Origin of the sequence: Klebsiella sp. C360 (assembly GCF_048822415.1) — a bacterium.
In the GTDB taxonomy this organism is placed as follows: domain Bacteria; phylum Pseudomonadota; class Gammaproteobacteria; order Enterobacterales; family Enterobacteriaceae; genus Klebsiella; species Klebsiella quasipneumoniae.
In genome coordinates this window covers 467,288-488,730 of sequence record NZ_JBMEZZ010000004.1, presented here as the reverse complement: position 1 = coordinate 488,730, position 21,443 = coordinate 467,288, and the positions used below count along the sequence as shown (strand labels likewise).

At 57.2% G+C, this 21,443-nt stretch carries 25 protein-coding genes and 1 other RNA gene; 12 read left to right on the top strand and 14 right to left on the bottom strand.

Features of this window, described 5'->3' with window-relative positions:
• The first annotated feature begins 73 nt into the window (after positions 1-73).
• Both ubiT and ACOI7D_RS14325 read left to right on the top strand, forming a co-directional pair.
• Positions 74-598: a ubiquinone anaerobic biosynthesis accessory factor UbiT gene (gene ubiT / locus ACOI7D_RS14330; protein ID WP_002918231.1), complete on the top strand. Its 525-nt coding sequence runs from the start codon at positions 74-76 to the stop codon at positions 596-598.
• Entirely contained in the window at positions 592-1,095 is a 504-nt protein-coding gene (locus tag ACOI7D_RS14325; protein WP_023291110.1) for a GNAT family N-acetyltransferase, read from the top strand. Before ubiT ends, ACOI7D_RS14325 begins: the two co-directional genes overlap by 7 nt.
• On the opposite strand, the gene ACOI7D_RS14320 is transcribed toward ACOI7D_RS14325, so the two are convergent.
• Positions 1,082-1,372, bottom strand: a complete 291-nt coding sequence (locus ACOI7D_RS14320) for a GIY-YIG nuclease family protein (RefSeq protein ID WP_032429219.1) — start codon at positions 1,370-1,372, stop codon at positions 1,082-1,084. The genes ACOI7D_RS14325 and ACOI7D_RS14320 overlap by 14 nt on opposite strands.
• Positions 1,373-1,421: 49 nt before the next feature.
• On the opposite strand from ACOI7D_RS14320, the gene ACOI7D_RS14315 reads away from it, so the two are divergent.
• Positions 1,422-1,865: a YhbP family protein gene (locus ACOI7D_RS14315; protein WP_023291108.1), complete on the top strand. Its 444-nt coding sequence runs from the start codon at positions 1,422-1,424 to the stop codon at positions 1,863-1,865.
• On the opposite strand, the gene ACOI7D_RS14310 is transcribed toward ACOI7D_RS14315, so the two are convergent.
• A complete protein-coding gene (locus tag ACOI7D_RS14310) occupies positions 1,827-2,363 on the bottom strand; it encodes a type 1 glutamine amidotransferase domain-containing protein (protein ID WP_004206160.1) in 537 nt (178 codons plus the stop codon). The genes ACOI7D_RS14315 and ACOI7D_RS14310 overlap by 39 nt on opposite strands.
• A gap of 128 nt (positions 2,364-2,491) precedes the next feature.
• On the opposite strand from ACOI7D_RS14310, the gene ACOI7D_RS14305 reads away from it, so the two are divergent.
• Positions 2,492-3,139 (top strand): NAD(P)H-binding protein, encoded by a 648-nt coding sequence (locus ACOI7D_RS14305; protein ID WP_023291107.1) that lies wholly within the window; start codon positions 2,492-2,494, stop codon positions 3,137-3,139.
• Positions 3,140-3,214: 75 nt separating this feature from the next.
• The gene (locus ACOI7D_RS14300) at positions 3,215-4,255 is read left to right on the top strand and encodes a permease (protein WP_023291106.1); all 1,041 of its coding nucleotides are present in this window, start codon (positions 3,215-3,217) and stop codon (positions 4,253-4,255) included.
• A gap of 120 nt (positions 4,256-4,375) precedes the next feature.
• Here ACOI7D_RS14300 and dolP read toward each other — a convergent pair whose 3' ends face one another.
• From dolP to ACOI7D_RS14280, 4 genes are read right to left on the bottom strand one after another with little or no spacing between them, the layout of a single operon-like run.
• The gene (gene dolP, locus ACOI7D_RS14295; protein ID WP_023291105.1) at positions 4,376-4,951 is read right to left on the bottom strand and encodes a division/outer membrane stress-associated lipid-binding lipoprotein; all 576 of its coding nucleotides are present in this window, start codon (positions 4,949-4,951) and stop codon (positions 4,376-4,378) included.
• Positions 4,952-4,960: 9 nt separating this feature from the next.
• Positions 4,961-5,551: a DnaA initiator-associating protein DiaA gene (diaA, locus tag ACOI7D_RS14290; RefSeq protein WP_002918211.1), complete on the bottom strand. Its 591-nt coding sequence runs from the start codon at positions 5,549-5,551 to the stop codon at positions 4,961-4,963.
• A 25-nt stretch (positions 5,552-5,576) separates the two neighbouring features.
• Positions 5,577-5,963: a YraN family protein gene (locus ACOI7D_RS14285; protein WP_023291104.1), complete on the bottom strand. Its 387-nt coding sequence runs from the start codon at positions 5,961-5,963 to the stop codon at positions 5,577-5,579.
• On the bottom strand, positions 5,921-8,029 hold the full coding sequence (locus ACOI7D_RS14280) for a penicillin-binding protein activator (RefSeq protein WP_048298403.1): 2,109 nt from the start codon (positions 8,027-8,029) through the stop codon (positions 5,921-5,923). Before ACOI7D_RS14280 ends, ACOI7D_RS14285 begins: the two co-directional genes overlap by 43 nt.
• A gap of 63 nt (positions 8,030-8,092) precedes the next feature.
• Here ACOI7D_RS14280 and rsmI point away from each other — a divergent pair, with 63 nt between their 5' ends.
• Positions 8,093-8,956 (top strand): 16S rRNA (cytidine(1402)-2'-O)-methyltransferase, encoded by an 864-nt coding sequence (gene rsmI / locus ACOI7D_RS14275; RefSeq protein WP_109546881.1) that lies wholly within the window; start codon positions 8,093-8,095, stop codon positions 8,954-8,956.
• A 199-nt stretch (positions 8,957-9,155) separates the two neighbouring features.
• Here rsmI and garD read toward each other — a convergent pair whose 3' ends face one another.
• The gene (gene garD, locus ACOI7D_RS14270; RefSeq protein WP_048298401.1) at positions 9,156-10,727 is read right to left on the bottom strand and encodes a galactarate dehydratase; all 1,572 of its coding nucleotides are present in this window, start codon (positions 10,725-10,727) and stop codon (positions 9,156-9,158) included.
• 564 nt (positions 10,728-11,291) lie between these two features.
• On the opposite strand from garD, the gene garL reads away from it, so the two are divergent.
• The 5 genes from garL (at position 11,292) to ACOI7D_RS14245 (ending at position 16,430) form a co-directional block, all read left to right on the top strand.
• Positions 11,292-12,062, top strand: coding sequence for a 2-dehydro-3-deoxyglucarate aldolase (gene garL, locus ACOI7D_RS14265; protein WP_049014794.1), 771 nt, complete (start codon positions 11,292-11,294; stop codon positions 12,060-12,062).
• Between the two features lie 28 nt (positions 12,063-12,090).
• Complete coding sequence (gene garR / locus ACOI7D_RS14260; RefSeq protein WP_032454164.1) at positions 12,091-12,981, top strand: 2-hydroxy-3-oxopropionate reductase; 891 nt, start codon at positions 12,091-12,093, stop codon at positions 12,979-12,981.
• Between the two features lie 248 nt (positions 12,982-13,229).
• Positions 13,230-13,612, top strand: an RNA gene (rnpB, locus tag ACOI7D_RS14255) — RNase P RNA component class A.
• A gap of 1,397 nt (positions 13,613-15,009) precedes the next feature.
• A complete protein-coding gene (locus ACOI7D_RS14250) occupies positions 15,010-15,873 on the top strand; it encodes a mechanosensitive ion channel domain-containing protein (protein WP_109546884.1) in 864 nt (287 codons plus the stop codon).
• A gap of 149 nt (positions 15,874-16,022) precedes the next feature.
• Positions 16,023-16,430 (top strand): Spy/CpxP family protein refolding chaperone, encoded by a 408-nt coding sequence (locus ACOI7D_RS14245; protein WP_032454162.1) that lies wholly within the window; start codon positions 16,023-16,025, stop codon positions 16,428-16,430.
• A gap of 73 nt (positions 16,431-16,503) precedes the next feature.
• On the opposite strand, the gene ACOI7D_RS14240 is transcribed toward ACOI7D_RS14245, so the two are convergent.
• Both ACOI7D_RS14240 and ACOI7D_RS14235 read right to left on the bottom strand, forming a co-directional pair.
• Positions 16,504-16,671: a hypothetical protein gene (locus ACOI7D_RS14240; protein WP_004206134.1), complete on the bottom strand. Its 168-nt coding sequence runs from the start codon at positions 16,669-16,671 to the stop codon at positions 16,504-16,506.
• 24 nt (positions 16,672-16,695) lie between these two features.
• Positions 16,696-17,397, bottom strand: coding sequence for a pirin family protein (locus ACOI7D_RS14235; RefSeq protein ID WP_023291096.1), 702 nt, complete (start codon positions 17,395-17,397; stop codon positions 16,696-16,698).
• A gap of 104 nt (positions 17,398-17,501) precedes the next feature.
• Here ACOI7D_RS14235 and ACOI7D_RS14230 point away from each other — a divergent pair, with 104 nt between their 5' ends.
• Entirely contained in the window at positions 17,502-18,398 is an 897-nt protein-coding gene (locus ACOI7D_RS14230) for a LysR family transcriptional regulator (protein ID WP_109546885.1), read from the top strand.
• A gap of 39 nt (positions 18,399-18,437) precedes the next feature.
• Here ACOI7D_RS14230 and ACOI7D_RS14225 read toward each other — a convergent pair whose 3' ends face one another.
• The 5 genes from ACOI7D_RS14225 to ACOI7D_RS14205 all read right to left on the bottom strand — a co-directional run bounded on the left by ACOI7D_RS14225 (position 18,438) and on the right by ACOI7D_RS14205 (position 21,443).
• Positions 18,438-18,806: a DUF805 domain-containing protein gene (locus ACOI7D_RS14225; RefSeq protein ID WP_017900662.1), complete on the bottom strand. Its 369-nt coding sequence runs from the start codon at positions 18,804-18,806 to the stop codon at positions 18,438-18,440.
• Between the two features lie 126 nt (positions 18,807-18,932).
• Positions 18,933-19,919, bottom strand: a complete 987-nt coding sequence (locus ACOI7D_RS14220) for a glutathione S-transferase family protein (RefSeq protein ID WP_023291095.1) — start codon at positions 19,917-19,919, stop codon at positions 18,933-18,935.
• Positions 19,920-19,998: 79 nt separating this feature from the next.
• A complete protein-coding gene (locus ACOI7D_RS14215; RefSeq protein WP_002917920.1) occupies positions 19,999-20,391 on the bottom strand; it encodes a DoxX family protein in 393 nt (130 codons plus the stop codon).
• Between the two features lie 360 nt (positions 20,392-20,751).
• Complete coding sequence (locus ACOI7D_RS14210) at positions 20,752-21,048, bottom strand: YqjK-like family protein (RefSeq protein WP_023291094.1); 297 nt, start codon at positions 21,046-21,048, stop codon at positions 20,752-20,754.
• Complete coding sequence (locus ACOI7D_RS14205) at positions 21,045-21,443, bottom strand: phage holin family protein (RefSeq protein ID WP_023291093.1); 399 nt, start codon at positions 21,441-21,443, stop codon at positions 21,045-21,047. The genes ACOI7D_RS14210 and ACOI7D_RS14205 overlap by 4 nt, the downstream gene beginning before the upstream one ends.

The following is a 21,443-nucleotide window of genomic DNA, read 5'->3' as shown; positions in this document are numbered from 1 at the left end:
TTGATTTACGCCGCTATGTTGTTTATGTGATATGGCACAATAGCGGCACAATTGCATTCATGGAGTAAAGCTTGTGTTGGATAAACTGCGTTCCCGGCTGGTCCACTTTGGCCCGTCTTTAATGAGCGTGCCGGTTAAGCTGGCGCCTTTTGCCCTCAAGCGCCAGGTGCTGGAGCAGGTGCTTAGCTGGCAGTTTCGCCAGGCGCTGGCGGAGGGTGAGCTGGAGTTTCTCGAGGGGCGCTGGTTAAGTATTCATGTGCGTGACATCGGTCTGCTGTGGTATACCTCGGTAGTCGATGGTCGCCTGGTGGTCAGCCAGCAGGCCGACGCCGACGTCAGCTTCAGCGCCGACGCCAGCGATCTGTTAATGATCGCCGCGCGCAAGCAGGATCCGGATACGCTATTCTTCCAGCGTCGTCTGGTTATTGAAGGCGATACGGAGCTGGGGCTGTATGTAAAAAATTTGATGGACGCCATTGAGCTCGAGCAGATGCCCAAAGCGCTGCGCGTGATGTTGCTGCAACTGGCGGATTTTGTCGAAGCTGGACTGAAGAGCCCGCAGAAACCTGAACAGACATCGGTAGGTGAGGCATGCTGATTCGAGTGGAAATTGGGATTGATGCACCGGGAATCGACGCGCTGCTGCGTCGTACCTTCGGCCGCGATGCCGAAGCGCAGCTGGTGCACGATCTGCGTGAAGATGGACTGATCACGCTGGGGGTAGTGGCGACGGATGATGAAGGCCAGGTGATCGGCTACGTTGCCTTCAGCCCGGTTGCGGTGGAAGGTGAAGAGCTGCAGTGGGTCGGCCTGGCGCCGCTGGCGGTGGATGAACGCTATCGTGGACAGGGCATTGGCCGGCAGCTGGTCTATGAAGGGCTGGATTCGCTGAATGAGTTTGGCTATGCCGCGGTGGTGACGCTGGGCGACCCGGCGTTATACCGTCGCTTTGGTTTTGAACCGGCCGCGCGCTTCGATCTCCGCTGCCGCTGGCCGGACAGCGCGGAGGCGTTCCAGGTGCATCGCCTGGCGGATGACGCCCTCGAAGGTGTCCACGGCCAGGTCGAATACAGCGACCACTTTAATCGTTTTTAAGCCTTGCCAGCAAGGTTTCAACGGTATCCTCTCCGGCAACGAGGCGCTCTTTTTCGCGCTTCGTTAGCTGCTTAATGCGGTATTCCAGCCGCAAAGCAAGTGAGTGTTCACCAACTTCATGACTAAAGGCCAGTCGCAGGTCGCCTTTGCCGCGCAACGCCTTCGCGCCTTTCCCTGCCTGATGCTGGCGAAAGCGGCGCGGCACATCGGTGGTGATGCCGGTATAGAGGCGATTATCCGCGGTTCGAATGAGATACAGAAACCAGCACACGGTCACAAAGTCACTATGGTAAGGTGTATGCACCATAGCATAACGGAGAAGAAAGATGGATACGCTTGCCGCCATTGGCCGCTGGCTGAGTAAACAGCACGTCGTCACCTGGTGCGTCTCCCGTGACGACGAGCTGTGGTGTGCGAATGCCTTTTACGTCTATGACCCGGATACCGTGGCCTTTTATCTGCTCAGCGAGGAGCACACCCGCCACGGCCAGATGACCGGCGAGCGGGCGAAGGTGGCCGGGACGGTCAACGGTCAGCCCAAGACCGTGGCCCTGATCCGCGGCGTGCAGTTCCAGGGCGAGATCCGTCGTCTGCGCGGCGACGAAGAGGCGCGAATGCGCCAGCGCTACGTCAAGCGCTTCCCGGTGGCCCGCATGCTGTCGGCGCCGGTCTGGGAGATTCGTCCGGACGAAATCAAGTTTACCGACAACACGCTGGGGTTCGGGAAAAAGCTACACTGGCGGCGCGATGCCGGCGCCGAGCAGGCGTAGCGCTTCGCGATTGAAGGCCGGCAGATCGTCCGGCGTTCTGCTGGTGACCAGCTGTTCGTTATCGACCACCACCTCCTGGTCGTAAAACTCGCCCCCGGCGTTTTTCACATCCACCACGATCGGTTTTACCGCCGTGAGCTTACGCCCGCGGATCACATCGGCGCTGATCAGCAGCTGCGGGCCGTGGCAGATGGCGAAGACCGGCTTCCCGCCGTTGACAAAATCGCGCGTAAAGGTGACAAAGCGTTCATCCCCGCGCAGCTGGTCCGGGGAATAGCCCCCTGGCAGCAACAAGGCATCAAATTCACCCGGTGTGACGTCATCAATGGCCCGATCGATGGCGACCTCTGCTTCTCCCTGTTTACCCTTCACCGTCTTGCCAGCCTGCTTTTCGATCGTCACGACCTGATGCCCGGCGAGCTTAAACGCCTCGGCGGGAGAGGTAAATTCAGAATCTTCAAAGTCGTCGGTAATGAGCACGGCTATCTTTTTACTCATGCTTCCTCCGCTGTCTGGATGGTCAATGAGGTAATTCCATGATGATGGTGGATACTTACCTTGTAAGGTATTAAGCCTGGAACATGAGCGCGAAAGTGCAAGGCAGAGAATTCCGTAAAGGAGAATCAATGAGTCAGGTATTATTGACCGGCGCGACCGGGTTAGTTGGCGGTCACTTACTCCGGCTGCTGCAGAATGAACCCCGCATCAGCACCATCGCTGCCCCGACGCGTCGCCCACTGGCGCCGGCGGAAGGCGTGTTTAATCCGTACGATCCGCAGCTGACCGATGCCCTGGCGCAGGTGGTCGACCCGGTCGATATCGTCTTCTGCTGTCTGGGAACGACGCGCCGGGAAGCGGGAAGTAAAGAGGCCTTTGTCCATGCCGACTTTACGCTGGTTGTTGATACGGCGCTGACCGGCAAACGGCTAGGCGCTCAGCATATGCTGGTGGTCAGCGCGATGGGCGCTAACGCCCACTCGCCGTTTTTCTACAATCGGGTGAAGGGGGAAATGGAGGCGGCGCTGATCGAGCAGGGATGGCCGCGGCTGACCATTGCCCGGCCGTCGATGCTGTCAGGCGAGCGGGAAAAAAAACGGGCCAATGAGACCTTCCTCGAACCGCTGTTCCGACTCTTACCGGGGAACTGGAAATCCATTGCGGCCCGCGACGTGGCGATTGCCCTGCTGGAGGAGGCGCTGTCGCCCACTCACGAAGGGGTGCAAATTCTGTCATCGTCCGAGCTGCGGGAGCGCGCCGCGCGGCAGGCGGAATAGCGGTTTGCAAACGCAGGCTTCCGGCGTAGTATTCACGGCTTCAATTCATATCCACATTTCTTGCTGGGGAATGCTATGGCTGGTCAGTCTTCATCTCAGGCGGCGTCACCATTTCAATGGTGGAAACCCGCGCTTTTCTTTCTCGTCGTGATTGTCGGCCTGTGGTTCGTCAAATGGCAGCCGTACTACGGGAAAGCCTTCACCGCGGCGGAAACCCACAGTATCGGTAAATCCATTCTCGCCCAGGCCGACGCTAATCCGTTAAAGGCGGCGTGGGACTACGCGATGGTTTACTTCCTTGCCGTCTGGAAAGCGGCGGTGCTCGGCGTGCTGCTCGGGTCGCTGATTCAGGTGCTGATCCCGCGCGACTGGCTGCTGCGCACCTTGGGGCAATCGCGTTTTCAGGGGACGCTGCTGGGGGCGATTTTCTCGCTGCCAGGCATGATGTGCACCTGCTGCGCCGCGCCGGTCGCGGCCGGGATGCGCAAACAGCAGGTGTCGATGGGCGGGGCGCTGGCGTTCTGGATGGGCAATCCGCTGCTCAACCCGGCGACATTGGTGTTTATGGGCTTTGTTCTGGGCTGGCAGTTTGCGCTGGTTCGCCTGGTGGCGGGCCTGGCGACGGTGCTGATTGTCGCAACGCTGGTGCAAAAATGGGTAAAAGAGGCGGCGACGCAGCCTGCCGTGGTGCCTGAAGCGCAACCGGAAGCGGCCCAGGGCGGTTTCTTTAGCCGCTGGCTGCGGGCGCTGTGGACGTTGTTCTGGAACACCATCCCGGTTTATATCCTCGCGGTACTGGTGCTGGGGGCGGCGCGCGTCTGGCTGTTCCCGCACGCCGATGGCGTGGTGGATAATACCTTGTTCTGGGTCATCGCGATGGCGATCGCCGGCTGCCTGTTTGTGATCCCTACTGCGGCGGAAATTCCGATTGTCCAGACGATGATGCTGGCAGGGATGGGCGTCGCACCGGCGCTGGCGCTGCTGATTACGTTGCCGGCGGTGAGCGTGCCGTCGCTGATTATGCTGCGCAAAGCCTTCCCGGCCAAAGCGCTGTGGCTGACCGGCGGGCTGGTGGCGCTGTGCGGCGCGATTGTCGGTGCGCTGGCGCTGGTGTAGTGTGCTGTAAACGTACGGATAGCCGGATGGTGTGCCGGGCGGCGCTACGCCTAACCCGGCACATAACGAACAGGGGACTGCAGCCCGGCTAAGCGTAGCGCCAGCCGGGAAACTGCAGCTTTATTTGATGTAGGTAAAGGCGGTAGTCACCCGGGACACGCCGCTCACCCGGCTGGCAATATCCGCCGCCGCGCGGCCTTCACGGTCGGTCACCAGCCCCATCAGGAAGACTTCGCTGTTTTCCGTGGTCACCTTCACGTTCGAGGATTTGACCTGATCGGTGCCCAGCAGCTGCGAACGCACCTTGGTGGTAATCCAGGTATCAGAAGAGGCGGTGCCTAAACCAATCGGCTGGCCCTGGCGCACTTCGTTAAACACTTCCGTGGTTCCTTCCACGCCCATGGCGATTTGCTTGGCGCGGGCTGAGAGGTCCGGCGTCGGCGACTGACCGGTCAGCAGGACTTTGCCCTGATAAGCGGTAACGTTGATGCGGGCCTGTTTCTTAATCTGTTCATCTTTCGACAAGGCGCTATTGACGCGCAGTTCCAGGGTGCTGTCATCGACCTGGGTTCCCACCGTACGCGGGTCCGTTGCGGCTTTAGTGCCGACTGCTGCCGTTCCGACTACCGCGGCGGCAACGCAGCCCTGCAGCAGTAGTGCAGAAAGCAGGATGGCGAGGGGCGAGAGAGCCTTCATGTGTTCTCCTTAATCGTCCTGGTGTGGAAAAAGAGTGTTATCTATCAAATCGCACAGACAGTTGACGGTCAGCATATGCATCTCCTGGATACGCGCGCTGCGGTGTGAGGGGATGCGAATTTCGACATCCTGCTGACCTAACAGGCCCGCCAGCTCACCGCCGTCATAGCCGGTCAACGCGACGATGGTCATGTCGCGGGTCACGGCGGCTTCCACTGCCTTGACGATGTCCCGGCTGTTACCGCGCGTGGAGATTGCCAGCAGCACATCGCCGGCGTGTCCCAGGGCGCGCACCTGCTTGGCGTAAATCTCGTCATGCAGGCGATCGTTAGCGATGGCAGTTAAGACCACATTATCGGTGTTTAGTGCAATGGCGGGTAAACCAGGGCGTTCCGTTTCAAAACGATTAATCATGCTGGCAGCAAAATGCTGTGCGTTGGCGGCGGAAGTGCCATTACCACAACAGAGGATTTTGTTGCCGTTGAGCAGGGACTGCACGAGCGTCATCGCCGCCCGGGAGATGGCGTCCGGGAGTGCTTCTGCTGCGGCAATTTGGGTTTGAATGCTTTCGGTAAAGCAGGCTTTGATTCTGTCGAGCACGGGATCCCTTACTTCTGGTATTACGCTATTCGCCAAAGGCGTTTTTTAGCCATTGGATGTCGTTTCCGGTGAAGGCTACCACATCGAAACGGCAATCCACAGTCTCAAAGCTCCCATTCTGTCGGCAGAGCCACAAACGGGCGGCTTTAAGGAGGCGTTGCTGTTTTTGCGGGGTGACGCTGGCCGCCGCGTCACCGTACAGGGCGCTGCGGCGGTAGCGCACCTCGACAAAGACGGTGACGGCGCCGTCGCGCATGATGAGGTCAATTTCGCCGCCACGCTCGCGGGCGTTGGCGGCGATAAAACGCAGGCCCTGGCCTTCCAGCCAGCGGCGAGCACGGTGTTCCCATGCATCGCCGGTCTGTTTGCTTAGCTGGCCGGGACGATTTGTCCCTGCTGGTACTTGAGCCATGACAGTTTCCTGTTAATCACGCAGTCCTGAGTCGCCGTCAGATCGCCGGTATTCCCGTTCAGCTCGAAGCCCGGCGTCTGGCGCATTTGCGTGAAGTGGTTTGCCAGCGACCAGGCGTCAGCGCCCATCGCATACAGACGCGCCAGCGAGTAGTCATTGCGCACCGCAGACAGCGCCTGCTGCATCAGCGCCGGGTTGCTGCCAGCCAGCATCGGGATTTCGCTATACTGCAGGCCTTCCATCTCCAGACGGAAATCCGGACCTGCGGTGCCCTGCGCGCTGCGCGAGCTGGCGTACAGGGTGACATTGCTCTGGCTGCCGTTGCGCATCGCGATCATGGGTTTGATATAGCCAATCTGTTCCGGGGTGGCGAGGATGTAGGCCGCGTCGACGCTGCCGCCGCTGCTAACCGGCATCTCATCCGCACTGCCGAGGACGCTGTTCTGCGCTGATGGCAGGGTGGATACCGGGGTGCCGCTCAGCGCAATGCCCCCTCCGCCGTTAACGCCGGCGCGCAGCTCCGCCGTGGAGCCAAAACGCTGCTGCAGAACGCTGGCGCCGCCCAGCTTCAGCCACTCGTCGGCAAACGCGCTGACCACACGATCGCCCAGCGCGCCGCGCGGAACCAGCAGCAACGGCGTCTGTTTGCCCTGTTGATGGATATGTCGGGCGGCGTCACGCGCTTCGTCTTCCGGCGACAGCGCGAAATAGCAGATATTAGCGCGGCCTTCGACCTTCTCCGGCTGGTTGAGCGCCAGCACGTTGAGCGGCGTATTGCTCTTGATAACATCTTCGACGTTCTCTTTCAGCAGCGGTCCGACGACGAGGGTGGCGCCGTCCTGCTGAGCCTGAGCAAGCAGCTGGCCGATCGGCTGGCTGGTGGTATCGTAAATTTTCAGTTCTGCCGAGGGGTTGGCGGCGGTGGCGACCACTGGCTGCGGCTGTGCGGCCGGGGCAGTGACCGGCTGGGTGGCCGGAGAGGCGGTGGTCTGCGGCGCGGCGACCGCTGCCGGGGCCTGAGCGGCCGGTTCCGCGGCTGGCGTTGCCTGGGTTTGCGCCGGGGCCTGCACCGGTTCAGCGCGACTTCCGGTAGCCGTAAGATCGCTAATTTCCGCCTGCGACGGGCTTACCACGTCATCATTACCGGACGCGTTCGCGGCCTGGGCGACCTGAGCGGGAACCGCGCTGCCCGTCACCGACGGCGCGCCGTTTTTGGCGGCTTCGAAGCCCTGCTGGATGGTACGGCCGAAGATCGACGCCTGGCCGTTCAGCGGCAGGAAAAGCGCAATCTTGTTGATGGAGGCGGGCTTATAGTTTTGCATGTTCACCAGCGCCGTCGGCAGCATTTTGGCGCCCGGGTTTTGCGGGTAGCGCGTCTGCCAGTCTTTGACGCCGGCTTTCAGCAGCGTGGGATCGTTGCGGTTGTCAAACCACATCCGCTGCAGATCCAGCCAGCCCTGGAGGGTATTTTCATCGGCATTGATCACCAGCGCATTGGCCTGATCCTGGGTCATCGCGGTCAGCGCTTGCCAGGTCGCGTCAATATTTTGCTGGCGCTGTTTGGCATCGCTCAGCAGCGGCTGCTGGGCGATTAAGGCGCGCAGCAGCGTAACCGATGGTTTACCCTGGCTGGCATCGATTTGCGCCTGCCAGTAGCGCGCCTGCTGAGGCTGCTCCAGGCTTGCCGGGTCAAGCTTAGCCAACAGCGTACGGGCCCCCTGATAGTCGTTCTGCGCCAGCTTCACTTCTATCGCCAGCAGTGACTGTTCACGGGCCTGGGTGCTGTCCAGGTTCGACGGCAGCTGGTTAAACAGGTCGATGGCCTGCTGCTTCTTTCCTTCCTGCAGCAGTGCACGAATGGCGAGTAATTGCCAGTTGGTCTTGCTATCATTCGTGCTTTGCTGCATCTGCTGCAAGTAGAAACTGGAGTTGGCCTGCGACGTACCCTGCATAAACGCCGTACTTTGATCCTGCGTGTGGGTGCCGCAGCCAGCAAAAAGAAGAGTAGCCAGCAATACGGGCAGACAGCGCGCGGGCTTAGAACGAAGAAATGTTGACGGTACCATAAGTGTCCAGTGATATTTTTTTGGCTCAATGCTCAATATTAAATCGGCAATACGGACGAGACAATGAAACAACACGAATCAGCGGATAATTCTCAGGGGCAGCTCTATATTGTGCCCACTCCGATAGGAAATCTGTCTGATATCACGCAGCGCGCACTGGAAGTGTTGCAAGCCGTTGATTTAATTGCTGCGGAGGATACCCGCCACACCGGTTTGCTGCTGCAGCATTTTGCGATTAACGCCCGCTTGTTTGCGCTTCATGACCATAACGAGCAGCAAAAGGCGGAAACACTTCTCGCTAAACTGAAAGAAGGGCAAAACATCGCGCTGGTCTCCGATGCCGGCACGCCGCTGATTAACGACCCAGGCTACCATCTGGTGCGCACCTGTCGTGAAGCGAATATTCGCGTCGTACCGCTGCCGGGACCCTGCGCGGCCATCGCCGCCCTCAGCGCCGCCGGTTTGCCCTCCGATCGTTTCTGCTATGAAGGCTTCCTGCCGGCGAAATCGAAAGGCCGTCGCGATACCCTGAAAGCGCTGGAAGAAGAGCAGCGCACCCTCATCTTCTACGAGTCGACCCACCGGCTGGTGGAGAGTCTGGAAGATATCTGCGCGGTACTGGGAGAATCCCGCTACGTGGTGCTGGCCCGCGAGCTAACCAAAACCTGGGAATCGATCCACGGGGCGCCGATTGGCGAGCTGGTGGCGTGGGTCAGGGAAGACGAAAACCGTCGCAAAGGCGAGATGGTGCTGATCGTCGAAGGCTTTAAGGCGCAGGAAGAGGCGCTGCCGGCGGCGGCGCTGCGTACCCTGGCGCTGCTGCAGGCGGAGCTGCCGCTGAAGAAAGCCGCTGCGCTGGCTGCGGAGATCCACGGTGTGAAGAAGAATGCGCTGTATAAGTATGCCCTGGAGCAGCAGGGGGAGTGATCCTGTAAAACCAGTGAAAGCCTGGCAAGCCGCCCTTGAGAGTGTGAAGGGCGGCTTGAGCGTCATCCGACATGTCGGAAGAAATGTCGGAAGAAATGTCGGAAGAAAAGTGCAGCCCGCCTTCCTTGCCGCACAGCACCCCTAACCAACCAGCCCGGATAAATCCGGGCTTAACGTGGTTAAACCCTTACGCTCTCGATCAGGTCACCGGCGCCGGGTTAAACACCGCCAGCTGGTTATGCAGACCCCATTGATCAGAGAAGGTTTTCTTGCGTCCGCTGGCGACGTCGAGAATGAATTCGAACAGCTTCAGCCCCACATCCTCAATCGTCTCTTCGCCGGTGGCGATGGTGCCGGCGTTAATGTCCATTAAGTCATACCAGCGGTTAGCCAGCTCGGTACGGGTCGCCATTTTTATCACCGGTACCGCCATCAGTCCGTAAGGCGTGCCGCGGCCGGTGGTGAATACCTGCACCGTGATGCCAGAGGCCACCTGCTGGGTGCCGCAGACAAAATCGCTGGCGGGGGTGGCAGCGTAAATCAGGCCGCGTTTGGTCGGGCGCTGCCCAGGGGAAAGCACCTCAACGATGGCGCTTTTGCCTGATTTGGCAATCGACCCCAGCGCTTTTTCCACCACGTTGGCCAGGCCGCCTTTCTTGTTGCCGGGGGAGGGGTTGGCGCTGCGGTCGGTTTTGCCCATGTCGAGATAGTTATCGTACCAGGCCATCTCTTCCAGCAGGCGTTGACCCACCTCTTCGTTGATTGCCCGCGGGGTCAGCAGATGGATAGCGTCGCGGACTTCGGTCACCTCTGAGAACATCACCGTCGCGCCGCAGCGCACCAGCAGATCGGAGGCGTAACCCACCGCCGGGTTGGCGGTCACGCCGGAGAAAGCGTCGCTGCCGCCGCACTGCATACCCACCACCAGCTCAGAGGCCGGGCAGGTTTCCCGCTGACGCTGGTTGAGTTTCGTCAGATGGCGCTCGGCGACCTGCAGAATGTCATCGACCATCGATTTAAAGCCCACGTGCTTTTCATCCTGCAGGCTGACGATGCTGGCGCTGTCCACCGGGATGCTTTTGACATCTTCGGTCCCCTGCAACAGGCGTTCGGGCTGCAGCTTTTCACAGCCAAGGCCAATGACCATCACCTCGCCGCCGAAGTTCGGGTTAAGGGCGATATTGTGGATGGTGCGAATCGGCACCACCGCCGCTGGCGCATTAATCGCTACGCCGCAGCCATAGAGATGATTCAGACCCACCACGCCGTCGACGTTGGGATAGTTCGGCAGCAGGTCGCGTTCAATGAGTTTCACCACGTAATCGACCACGCCCGCAACGCAGTGCACGCTGGTGGTGATACCCAGCAGATTTTTGGTGCCCACGCTGCCGTCGGCATTGCGGTAGCCTTCGAAGGTGTAGCCTTCCAGCGGCGGTAGCGGGGCGGGCACTTTGGTGGCCAGCGGCAGGGTGTTCAACGGCGGGGCGGTAGGCAACTCCACTAACGACTCGTCAATCCAGCTTCCCTGGGGGATGTCGCGCACCGCGAAGCCAATCACTTCTCCGTAACGGATAATTTCACCGCGGGCAGGGATATCCGCCAGGGCGACTTTATGCCCCTGTGGGATGTGCTCGATGAGCGTCAGGCCGTCCGGGAAACGCGTTCCGGCGGTCAATCCCCGATCGTTGACAATAATCGCCACATTATCTGTTGGGTCAACTTTTATATAAAACGCGGTCGGCGATGGTTGTCGAATTGAAATATCGGCCATTGTCCAGTTATCTCCAAACAGGTGCTAAAAATATAATTAAATGGTCATTCTGGCGCGGTAGAGCAGAATAATGAAATAAAGAATGTCAGGTGTGTCGGCATGAAGATGTGATCTAAATCACTCCTTATCGCCATGGACGCGTGCGGTGGGCGGGCAATCGTAAGAAGTGTGGATTAGCGCCCATGGCTTAAGGCGATTGCCCAACTTAAGCTTTTAAAAATGTATTTATATTGTGTTTATGCATAGTGTCTGGCGAGTTGGCGCTGACTATACTGAGTCGTGTTTTTGTGACGTCCGATATCTGCATGGTTGGCCTTTGAATCGCGGGTTAATAATTTAGCCGTGACCTAATGAATAATAAAAAATGGTTAATTTGCGATGGGCTTACATTTTCCGGACTCAAGGTCAGGGAATAAAAAAGGACACCCATTCGCCGGTTTACTCTGCGGATAATATTTGGGGTCAGGCGATACGCTTTTCCAGCCTAATGGGGCTCTCTCGCCGGGCTGGTGTTATAACGAATGAATTGCAGAAGTTAGCAACGGTTAACGCAAGGTAAAAATCATGGATAACGCAATTTTCCCGAACAAATTTAAGGCCGCGCTGGCGGCTCATCAGGTGCAGATTGGCTGCTGGTGCGCGCTGGCCAATCCGATTAGCACCGAGGTGTTGGGTCTGGCGGGTTTCGACTGGCTGGTACTGGACGCGGAACACGCGCCGAACGACGTCACCACGCTTATCCCGCAGCTTATGGCGCTGAAAGGCAGTTCCAGCGCTCAGGTGGTTCGCGTGCCGACCAACGAGCCCATCATTATTAAGCGCATGCTGGATATCGGCTTCTATAACTTCCTGGTGCCGTTTGTCGAGACGGCTGAACAGGCGGCGCAGGCGGTGGCTTCTACCCGCTATCCGCCGGAAGGGATCCGCGGGGTTTCCGTTTCCCATCGCGGCAATATGTTCGGCACCGTGCCGGACTACTTCGCCCAGTCCAATAAGAATATTTCCGTTCTGGTACAGATTGAGAGCCAGATCGGGGTGGACAACGTCGAGGCGATTGCCGCGACCGAAGGTGTCGACGGCCTGTTCGTCGGCCCGAGCGACCTGGCCGCCGCGCTAGGTCATCTGGGCAATGCCGCCCATCCTGAGGTGCAGCGCGCCATCCAGCATATCTTCGCCAGCGCGAAGAAGCACGGTAAGCCAAGCGGCATTCTGGCGCCGGTGGAGGCCGATGCGCGGCGCTACCTGGAGTGGGGCGCCTCTTTTGTCGCCGTCGGCAGCGATCTGGGCGTCTTCCGTTCCGCAACCCAGAAACTTGCTGATGCCTTTAAAAAATAGTCACCAGGATGAAGAGAGAGAGAACAATATGACAATCAAAGTGGGTTTTATCGGTCTTGGCATTATGGGCAAGCCGATGAGCAAAAATTTGCTGAAGGCGGGTTACTCGCTGGTGGTGTCTGACCGTAACCCGGAAGCGATTGCCGACGTGATTGCCGCGGGCGCAGAGACCGCGACCACGCCGAAGGCGATTGCCGAGCAGTGCGACGTGATCATCACCATGCTGCCGAACTCGCCGCATGTCAAAGAGGTGGCGCTGGGGGAGAACGGCATTATTGAAGGCGCGAAACCGGGCACCGTGGTGATCGACATGAGCTCTATTGCGCCGCTGGCCAGCCGGGAAATCAGCGAAGCGCTGAAGGCTAAAGGCATTGATATGCTGGACGCGCCAGTAAGCGGCGGCGAACCAAAAGCGATCGACGGCACCCTGTCGGTAATGGTCGGCGGCGACAAGGCGATCTTCGACAAATATTACGAGCTGATGAAAGCGATGGCTGGCTCCGTGGTGCATACCGGCGACATCGGCGCGGGCAATGTGACCAAACTGGCCAATCAGGTGATTGTCGCCCTGAACATCGCGGCCATGTCCGAAGCGCTGACTCTGGCCACCAAAGCCGGCGTCAATCCGGATCTGGTTTATCAGGCGATCCGCGGTGGTCTGGCGGGGAGTACCGTGCTGGATGCCAAAGCGCCGATGGTGATGGATCGTAACTTCAAGCCGGGCTTCCGGATCGATCTGCATATTAAAGATCTGGCCAATGCGCTGGATACCTCCCACGGCGTGGGCGCTCAGTTGCCGCTGACGGCGGCGGTAATGGAGATGATGCAGGCGCTGCGTGCGGACGGTCTGGGCACCGCTGACCATAGCGCGCTGGCTTGTTACTACGAAAAGCTGGCGAAAGTGGAAGTGACTCGCTAACAAGAAGAGCTCTGCGCGGCCCGGTGGTTATGCCTGGCGCAACAGCATCAGACTGCCACGGCGGGGCGAGCCTGGACGCGGTATCGGCGTCGTCTTCCGCGTGTTTACCTCGGTTGCGACGCAGGAAGCGGCGTTTCGCGCGCGTAGGACAATATTTCTCGTGCGTCGCGCAATAGCGTTGCCGCCCTGCAGGGCGGGATGACGACAGAGGGATGACAACGGGCGGTAAACCCACTATACTGCGCGCCGAAGCTGACCAGACAGTCGCCGCTTCGTCGTCGTCCTCTTTCGGGGGGAGACGGGCGGAGGGGAGGAAAGTCCGGGCTCCATAGGGCAAGGTGCCAGGTAACGCCTGGGGGGTGTCACAGCCCACGACCAGTGCAACAGAGAGCAAACCGCCGATGGCCCGCGCAAGCGGGATCAGGTAAGGGTGAAAGGGTGCGGTAAGAGCGCACCGCGCGGCTGGTAACAGTCCGCGGCACGGTAAACTCCACCCGGAGCAAGGCCAAATAGGGGTTCATAAGGTACGGCCCGTACTGAACCCGGGTAGGCTGCTTGAGCCAGTGAGCGATTGCTGGCCTAGATGAATGACTGTCCACGACAGAACCCGGCTTATCGGTCAGTTTCACCTCTTTATGTCAAAACCCCGCTTCGGCGGGGTTTTTGCTATCTGAATCCGTGACGCAGATGAATGATTGTCCACGACGCTATACCCAAAGAAAGCGGCTTATCGGTCAGTTTCACCTCTTTACGCAAAATTCCGCTTCGGCGGGGTTTTTGCTATCTGAATCCGTGACGCGGATGAATGACTGTCCACGACGCTATACCCAAAAGAAAGCGGCTTACCGGTCAGTTTCACCGCTTTATGTCAAAACCCCGCTCCGGCGGGGTTTTTGCTATCTGAATCCGTGACGCAGATGAATGACTGTCCACGACGCTATACCCAAAAGAAAGCGGCTTATCGGTCAGTTTCACCTATTTATGTCAAAACCCCGCTCCGGCGGGGTTTTTGCTATCTGAATCCGTGACGCGGATGAATGACTGTCCACGACGCTATACCCAAAAGAAAGCGGCTTATCGGTCAGTTTCACCGCTTTACGCAAAACCCCACTTCGGCGGGGTTTTTGCTATCTGAATACCGGCAACAGGATGAATGACTGTCCACGACGCTATACCCAAAAGAAAGCGGCTTATCGGTCAGTTTCACCTCTTTATGTCAAAACCCCGCTTCGGCGGGGTTTTTGCTATCTGAATACCGGCAACAGGATGAATGACTGTCCACGACGCTATACCCAAAAGAAAGCGGCTTATCGGTCAGCTTCACCGCTTTATGTCAAAACCCCGCTCCGGCGGGGTTTTTTGCTATCTGAATCCGTGACGCGGATGAATGCCTGTCCACGACGCTATACCCAAAGAAAGCGGCTTACCGGTCAGTTTCACCGCTTTATGTCAAAACCCCGCTCCGGCGGGGTTTTTGCTATCTGAATCCGTGACGCAGATGAATGACTGTCCACGACGCTATACTCAAAAGAAAGCGGCTTACCGGTCAGTTTCACCGCTTTATGTCAAAACCCCGCTTCGGCGGGGTTTTTGCTATGTGAATCCGTGACGCGGATGAATGCCTGTCCACGACGCTATACCCAAAGAAAGCGGCTTATCGGTCAGTTTCACCTCTTTATGTCAAAACCCCGCTTCGGCGGGGTTTTTGCTATCTGAATCCGTGACGCAGATGAATGACTGTCCACGACGCTATACCCAAAGAAAGCGGCTTACCGGTCAGTTTCAACTATCTCTATAAAACCTCTCGACGAAGGTGTTTATTTTTAATTTCAGTCGGTTGTAAATCAGGTTTGCAGAATATCCACTTTTAAACAGTTTTTGGGCTGCTTTAAACACCGGATTCGTTAATACTGTCACGCTACGATGTTTTATTGTCTATCCGTTAGTCTCTATTCCCTCATTTGCAGCGGTCATCATTCAGCTTAATGGATAGCAGGTTTATAGGTTATCCAGACAGGAGTGATAGACGTGAAAAATGTAGTATTATTCCCGCAGCTCAAATCGGCAATAGCCTGGCTTATCGGTCATGGTGAAACAATTATGCAGTTTGCCTGGGATATCGTGGCAGCGCTGATTATTCTTTTTGTCGGGCGAATGCTTGCAAAAGTCCTCGCTAAAGCCTTCGAGAAAATTCTCTTACGACGCAACGTCGATGCGACAATCGTTCATTTCTTTGCTGCGCTCGTTCGTTATATTACGATGGCTTTTGCGATAATCGCCGCATTAGGTCGGGTAGGGATTGAGACGTCTTCCATCATCGCGGTTATTGGCGCGGCAGGGCTGGCAATTGGTCTGGCGCTGCAAGGTTCGCTTTCTAACTTTGCCGCTGGTGTTCTGTTGGTCACTTTACGTCCTTTTCGGGCCGGAAATTTTGTACAGGTCGGCGCGATTTCTGGTATGGTGCAGTCCGTACATGTTTTTTCAACAACGCTACTAACCGTTGATAATAAAGAAGTTATTATTCCTAATGGTAAAGTCATCGCCGACAGTATTGTGAATTATTCCTGCCATCCTTTTCGGCGAATCGATCTGACCCTCGGCGTGGCCAGCGAGACTAAAATTGTGCAGGTTAAGCAGGTCATTCAGGCTATCATTGATAGTGAAAAGCGAATCGATCAATCTCGTGGTACTACGGTTCGTCTGCTTGAAATGATGCCGGGCACACTTAACTTCACTGTTCGTGTCTGGGTGAAAAATAGCGAATATTGGGAGACTTATTTTGATTTTCTTGAAGCGATTAAAGAAGCGCTCGATGAACATCAGATCACACTCGCCGCGCAACGGATGGATATTAATTTAACCTCCTCGTCGTTATCGGACCTAAAAAAATAAACAATGTGGATGTTTAGCTTATAGATCATTTGATCTATGAATGTATTCAACCCCTTTTACAATTATGTTCATGCTTTTTTACACATCGCCATTATTGTTCAGGGAATAATAGTGCGTCTTATCATGACGCACTTATACAGGATAATAAAATGACAAAAGTATCACGAGCTATATTATTGACCGCCGCCGTTGCAGGTTTTTCGCTGGCGGCGCAGGCCGCGGAAGTGACTGCGCCAGCACCCGCTAAGGACCCTATCGTTCAGCACTTAAAACTGACTTCCGATCAGGTGAGCAAAATTAACAGTCTGCATCAGCAAATGGAAAAAAACGTTGAGCAGATTTCACAGCAAGACATTAAAGATGGCGCGCTGATTAACGTGATTGATTCCGGTAAATGGAATGAGAAAGCGGTGAAGGATCAGCTGGCGGCATTCAGTAAAATTGATCAACAGGTACGTTATTATCGCGTGAAGTACTATTTTGATGTGAATCAGGTACTGACGCCGGAGCAGCGCACCCAGGTGAAAAAAGATCTTGCCGACGCGCTGAGTGAATAATGCCATCAGCCCCTTTCGGGGCCGGTATTAGCGGCAGGCCATCAACGATAGCCGAATAATCCATGCTGCAGCTTCAGGCGAGACTTTCTTCATCCCGCAGGCGAATCTCCGCCTCGGCGACGATGGCTTCCAGTTCGCTAAGCATCTCATCATAACCAAAGCTGACGACGCCGACGGTTTCCGGCGGCGTCGGGGCTAGCGGCGTCGGAGACGCCTTTTTTCTGTTTTTCTTCTTACTCACTGACAGACTCCATCCCTTCCGTTGTTACACCGGTAAATCTATCAGCAAAGCGCGCAGCGGCGTATCGGCGACGAGGGTAATGTTAGCTTCGTCACGAATAAATGCCCCATCACCACAGGTGAGAGCCTGTTTGGGTTGTTCCTGCGCGACGGCATGGACGGTGCCGTGGATCGACTGCAGGTAGGCGCGCGGGCCATGCAATTGCACGTTGATCTGCTCCCCTTTTTCCAGCGCGATGTGATAGACCCAGGCCTGCTGGCGAAGCTGGAGGCTATTATTCCCCCCATCCGGTGAGGCCAGCAGCTGTAGCGGCGCGTTGGCGACCTCGATTTTCTGCTGCAGCGGGTTTTCCCGCTGCGGGCAGGCATCGAGCCATAGCTGCATTCGCGTTAACGACTGCTCTTTGCTCAGATTGTGCTCGCTATAGCTCACGCCAGGCTGAGTGGCGATAATCAACGCGTCGCCGGCCCTGGCCTGCAGGTGATTGCCGTCGCTGTCGCGATACTCCGCTTCGCCTTCCAGAATCAGGTTCAGGATATCGACCTTGGGATACGTTCTGGCCTGGAACGAGGCCCCGGGGGCCAGCACTTCCTGATTGAGAACGCGTAAAGACGCGAAGCCCAGTAATTTTGGGTCGAAGTAGTGGCCAAAGGAGAAGGTGTAGCGGGCCTGCAGCCAGCCGAAGTCTGCTTGTCCGCATTGTTTGGCTGTTCGGGTAGTAATCATGTTCTTGACCTCTCTTTACACTAAATCAATGGTAAAGGTATGGACGCTGTATTGTTAGCCAGATATTCTGCCCGGTATGTTCAAATTTCCTGAATGAGAAAGCGATGGCTAAAGAGAGAGCATTAACGCTGGAAGCGTTACGCGTGATGGATGCGATCGACCGTCGCGGGAGCTTCGCTGCCGCGGCTGATGAACTGGGACGCGTGCCTTCCGCCCTGAGCTACACCATGCAAAAACTGGAGGAAGAGCTGGACGTGGTGCTGTTTGACCGCTCGGGTCATCGCACAAAGTTCACCAACGTCGGGCGTATGTTGCTGGAGCGCGGTCGCGTGCTGCTCGAGGCGGCGGACAAGCTCACCACCGATGCCGAAGCCCTGTCTCGCGGCTGGGAAACTCACCTGACGATCGTCACCGAAGCGCTGGTGCCCACGCCGGAACTGTTTCCGCTGATTGAGAAACTGGCGACCAAGTCCAATACCCAGCTGTCGATTATCACCGAGGTGCTGGCCGGCGCCTGGGAGCGGCTGGAGCAGGGGCGGGCGGATATCGTTGTCGCGCCGGATATGCATTTTCGTTCTTCCTCGGAGATTAACTCGCGCAAACTCTATTCGGTGCTCAGCGTGTACGTCGCGGCGCCGGACCACCCGATCCACCAGGAGCCTGAACCGCTCTCCGAGGTCACCCGCGTCAAATACCGTGGCGTCGCGGTGGCGGATACCGCGCGCGAGCGGCCCGTTCTCACCGTTCAGCTGCTGGATAAACAGCCGCGCTTAACGGTGAGCACCATTGAAGATAAGCGTCAGGCGCTGCTGGCCGGATTAGGCGTGGCGACCATGCCCTATCCACTGGTGGAGAAGGATATTGCTGAAGGACGCTTGCGGGTGGTCAGTCCGGAATATACCAATGAAATTGACATTATCATGGCCTGGCGACGGGACAGCATGGGCGAAGCGAAGTCCTGGTGCCTGCGTGAGATCCCTAAGCTGTTTGCCGGCAGATAGTCGAGGACGCTCCTCCCGCTAGCGGGAGGAGCAGGAAGATCAGTAGGAAAAGGGTTTTGGATCGGGCCCGAATCGGTTGTTGCCTTCCGTTCCGCGCTGGCAGTTAAAGATCAGGATCACCAGCCAGCCGATGACCGGGATCAACAGCAGCAGCAGCCACCATGCCGAACGGTCGGTGTCGTGCAGACGCCGAAACTGCACCGCCCACCACGGTAAAAAGACCAGTATGCCATAGATGGTCGTCAGAATGCCTTCGCCGCCCGCCCGCTGCCAGCCCAGCATTTTATCGATGATGCTCAATACGCCGGTCAGGATGAGGTTGACCAGAATAAACATCCAGTACTCTTTGCGCCGCGCACGGCCGCCAAATCCTATATAGTTTTTTAATACCTTGAGATACCAGTCCATTTCTACGCCTCAATTAACCGTCAATCACTTGTTTTTTAAGCGATCGCAATAAGAATAGACGTGAATGAATGGTGGGTAAATATCTGTTTTCTGAATTATTGGGCGCCATCACTGGCGCCCGACGGATCAACGGAAGCGCTGGTCGCGACCGTGTGGTTCGCTGAGATCCTGCTGCGGCCCAATGGAGATGATGCCGGTAGGGTTAATGGTTTTATGGCTGCGGTAGTAGTGGTGACGAATATGCGGAAAGCTCACCGTCTCCGCGATACCCGGCATCTGGTAGATGTCGCGCAGGAAACCGTAGAGATTGAGATAATCGCTGATGCGTCGTTTGTCGCATTTAAAATGGGTCACATACACCGGGTCGAAGCGTACCAGCGTCGTCCACAGGCGAATATCCGCTTCCGTCAGCTGATTGCCCGTCAGGTAACGATGCTGACCGAGGATCTGCTCCAGCCGCTCCAGCGAGGTAAACACCGCATCCACCGCTTCGTCGTAAGCCTGCTGACTGGTGGCAAAGCCGGCTTTATACACGCCGTTATTGACGTTGTCATATATCCAGCCGTTCAGTTCATCGATTTTTTCCCGCAGCGCCGGCGGGTAGTAATCCCCGGCTCTGGCGCCCAGGCCATCGAAGGCGGTATTAAACATACGGATGATTTCTGCCGACTCATTGCTGACGATGGTCTGCTGTTTTTTATCCCATAGTACCGGGACGGTGACGCGACCGGTGTAGTGCGGGTCGGCGTGCAGATACAGCTGATAGAGAAAATCGTGCTGATAAAGGGTGTCACCGGTGGCTTCCGGGAAGCTGTCGTCAAAAGTCCAGCCGTTTTCCAGCATCAGCGGATTGACCACGGAGACAGGGAGAAAAGGCTCCAGTCCTTTCAGCTTACGCATAATTAACGTGCGATGCGCCCACGGGCAGGCGAGAGAAACGTACAGATGATAGCGATCTTTTTCCGCCGCAAATCCCCCTTCACCACTCGGGCCGGCCGCGCCATCGGCGGTGAGCCAGTTACGGAAGGCGGAAACGGAACGCTTAAAACGCCCACCGGTGGATTTTGTGTCATACCAGGTATCCTGCCAGACGCCGTCGACTAATTGTCCCATCTTTATTCCTCCTTCAGACTTCAGATAGCAAAAGCGAGGAGTGGTCTCCTCGCTTTTTCATTCATTCAGTATAGTGCGCTTACCATTTCTTATTCAGTACACGGTCGATACTGAAGGCGCCCGGTCCGGTAATGGCCAGCAGCAGGTAACCGCCAGCGATGGTCAGGTTTTTCATGAACATCAGGGAGTTCACGCCTTCCGCAAAGTTGCTGTGGAACAGGAACGCGGTCAACAGCGTAAAGCCTGCGGTGAACAGCGCGGTGGTCCGGGTCAGGAAACCGAACAGAATCGCCAGTCCGCCGCCGAATTCAAGGAGAATGGTCAGCGGCAGCAGCGCACCCGGTACGCCCATGGCTTCCATATACTGCTGGGTTCCCGCATAACCGGTGATTTTGCCCCATCCTGCAGTGATAAACAGAATCGGCATCAGAATGCGCGCTACCAGTACACCAACATCTTCTAATTTTTTCATTTCTTACTCCAGAAAACCCAAAGGGCGGCGGTTTTGTTTTTTAGGGCAATCCCGCGTAGTTACGCGGTGTTGCTGTCGATGGAGAGGATAGTAGCGAGGCGGAGAGGGAATTGTTAGCAAGGAAAACTGTAGATCTAGTTCAAAGTTTCTGAGTAATCGGTAAGAGGGGGCGAAAAATGCCTCAACGCGATAGGTCACGACCGGAGCTGGTAAAGGCCTGGCCGGGCGGAATGGCGTGGGATCAGAAGTCTGGCTGACCGCGGATGGCGGCCAGGGGGCAAGTTTTTACGCACGGCGTTGCGTATCGGGCGAGGAAGTGGCAGAGCGGGGCGCCGGGAAAAGCGCCCGCGCTCCGGGCGGCTAACGGACTGCCGACTGGCGCAGGATCCCGCGGACCAGCCGCCAGGTACTCCATAAACCCAGTCCGCGTTTGGTCCAGCGCATTAAAAAATGCGGGTGTCGGACGGACCACACGGCCATCAGACCGCTGCCCACCATCAGCCACGAACGTAAACTAAGCAGCGTATGCCAGCCGCGGTCTAAGGGCGCAGTCGCTTCCAGCCAGTGGCGGCGACAGGCGCTCAGCTCCAGCCGTTGCTGCTGGATCTGGCGCAGCAGCTGCGCCTTTTGCCGTTCACGCTCCTGTCGGCCATTCATGGTTTATCTTCCTCCAGAAGGGCACGGTCGTTCTCCAGCTCTCTTCGCGTCAGGCGCAGCAGCGTGGAGCGTCGCGCCTTACGTAAGGTAAGGATACCGACAATCGCGGCGGCGAGAAGCAGCACGACGGTGGTGGCGATCATGACGTGCAGGCGGTACTGAGCGTCAACGGCCCAGATAACCAGCACCAGCAGACTCATGAGGCCAAACGCGGCAAACAGCAGCGTCAGTCCGGTCATGATCAGCAGCTGGAAGAGGTTGGCTTTCTCCTCCTCCAGCTCCACGACGACCAGGCGCAGCCGTGTTTCCACCATTTCGACCAGCAGCGTAACGATACGCTGGCCAATGGAGAAGACGCGCTGACCCGGCCCCTGCGTGTGTTGAGTATTCGCCAT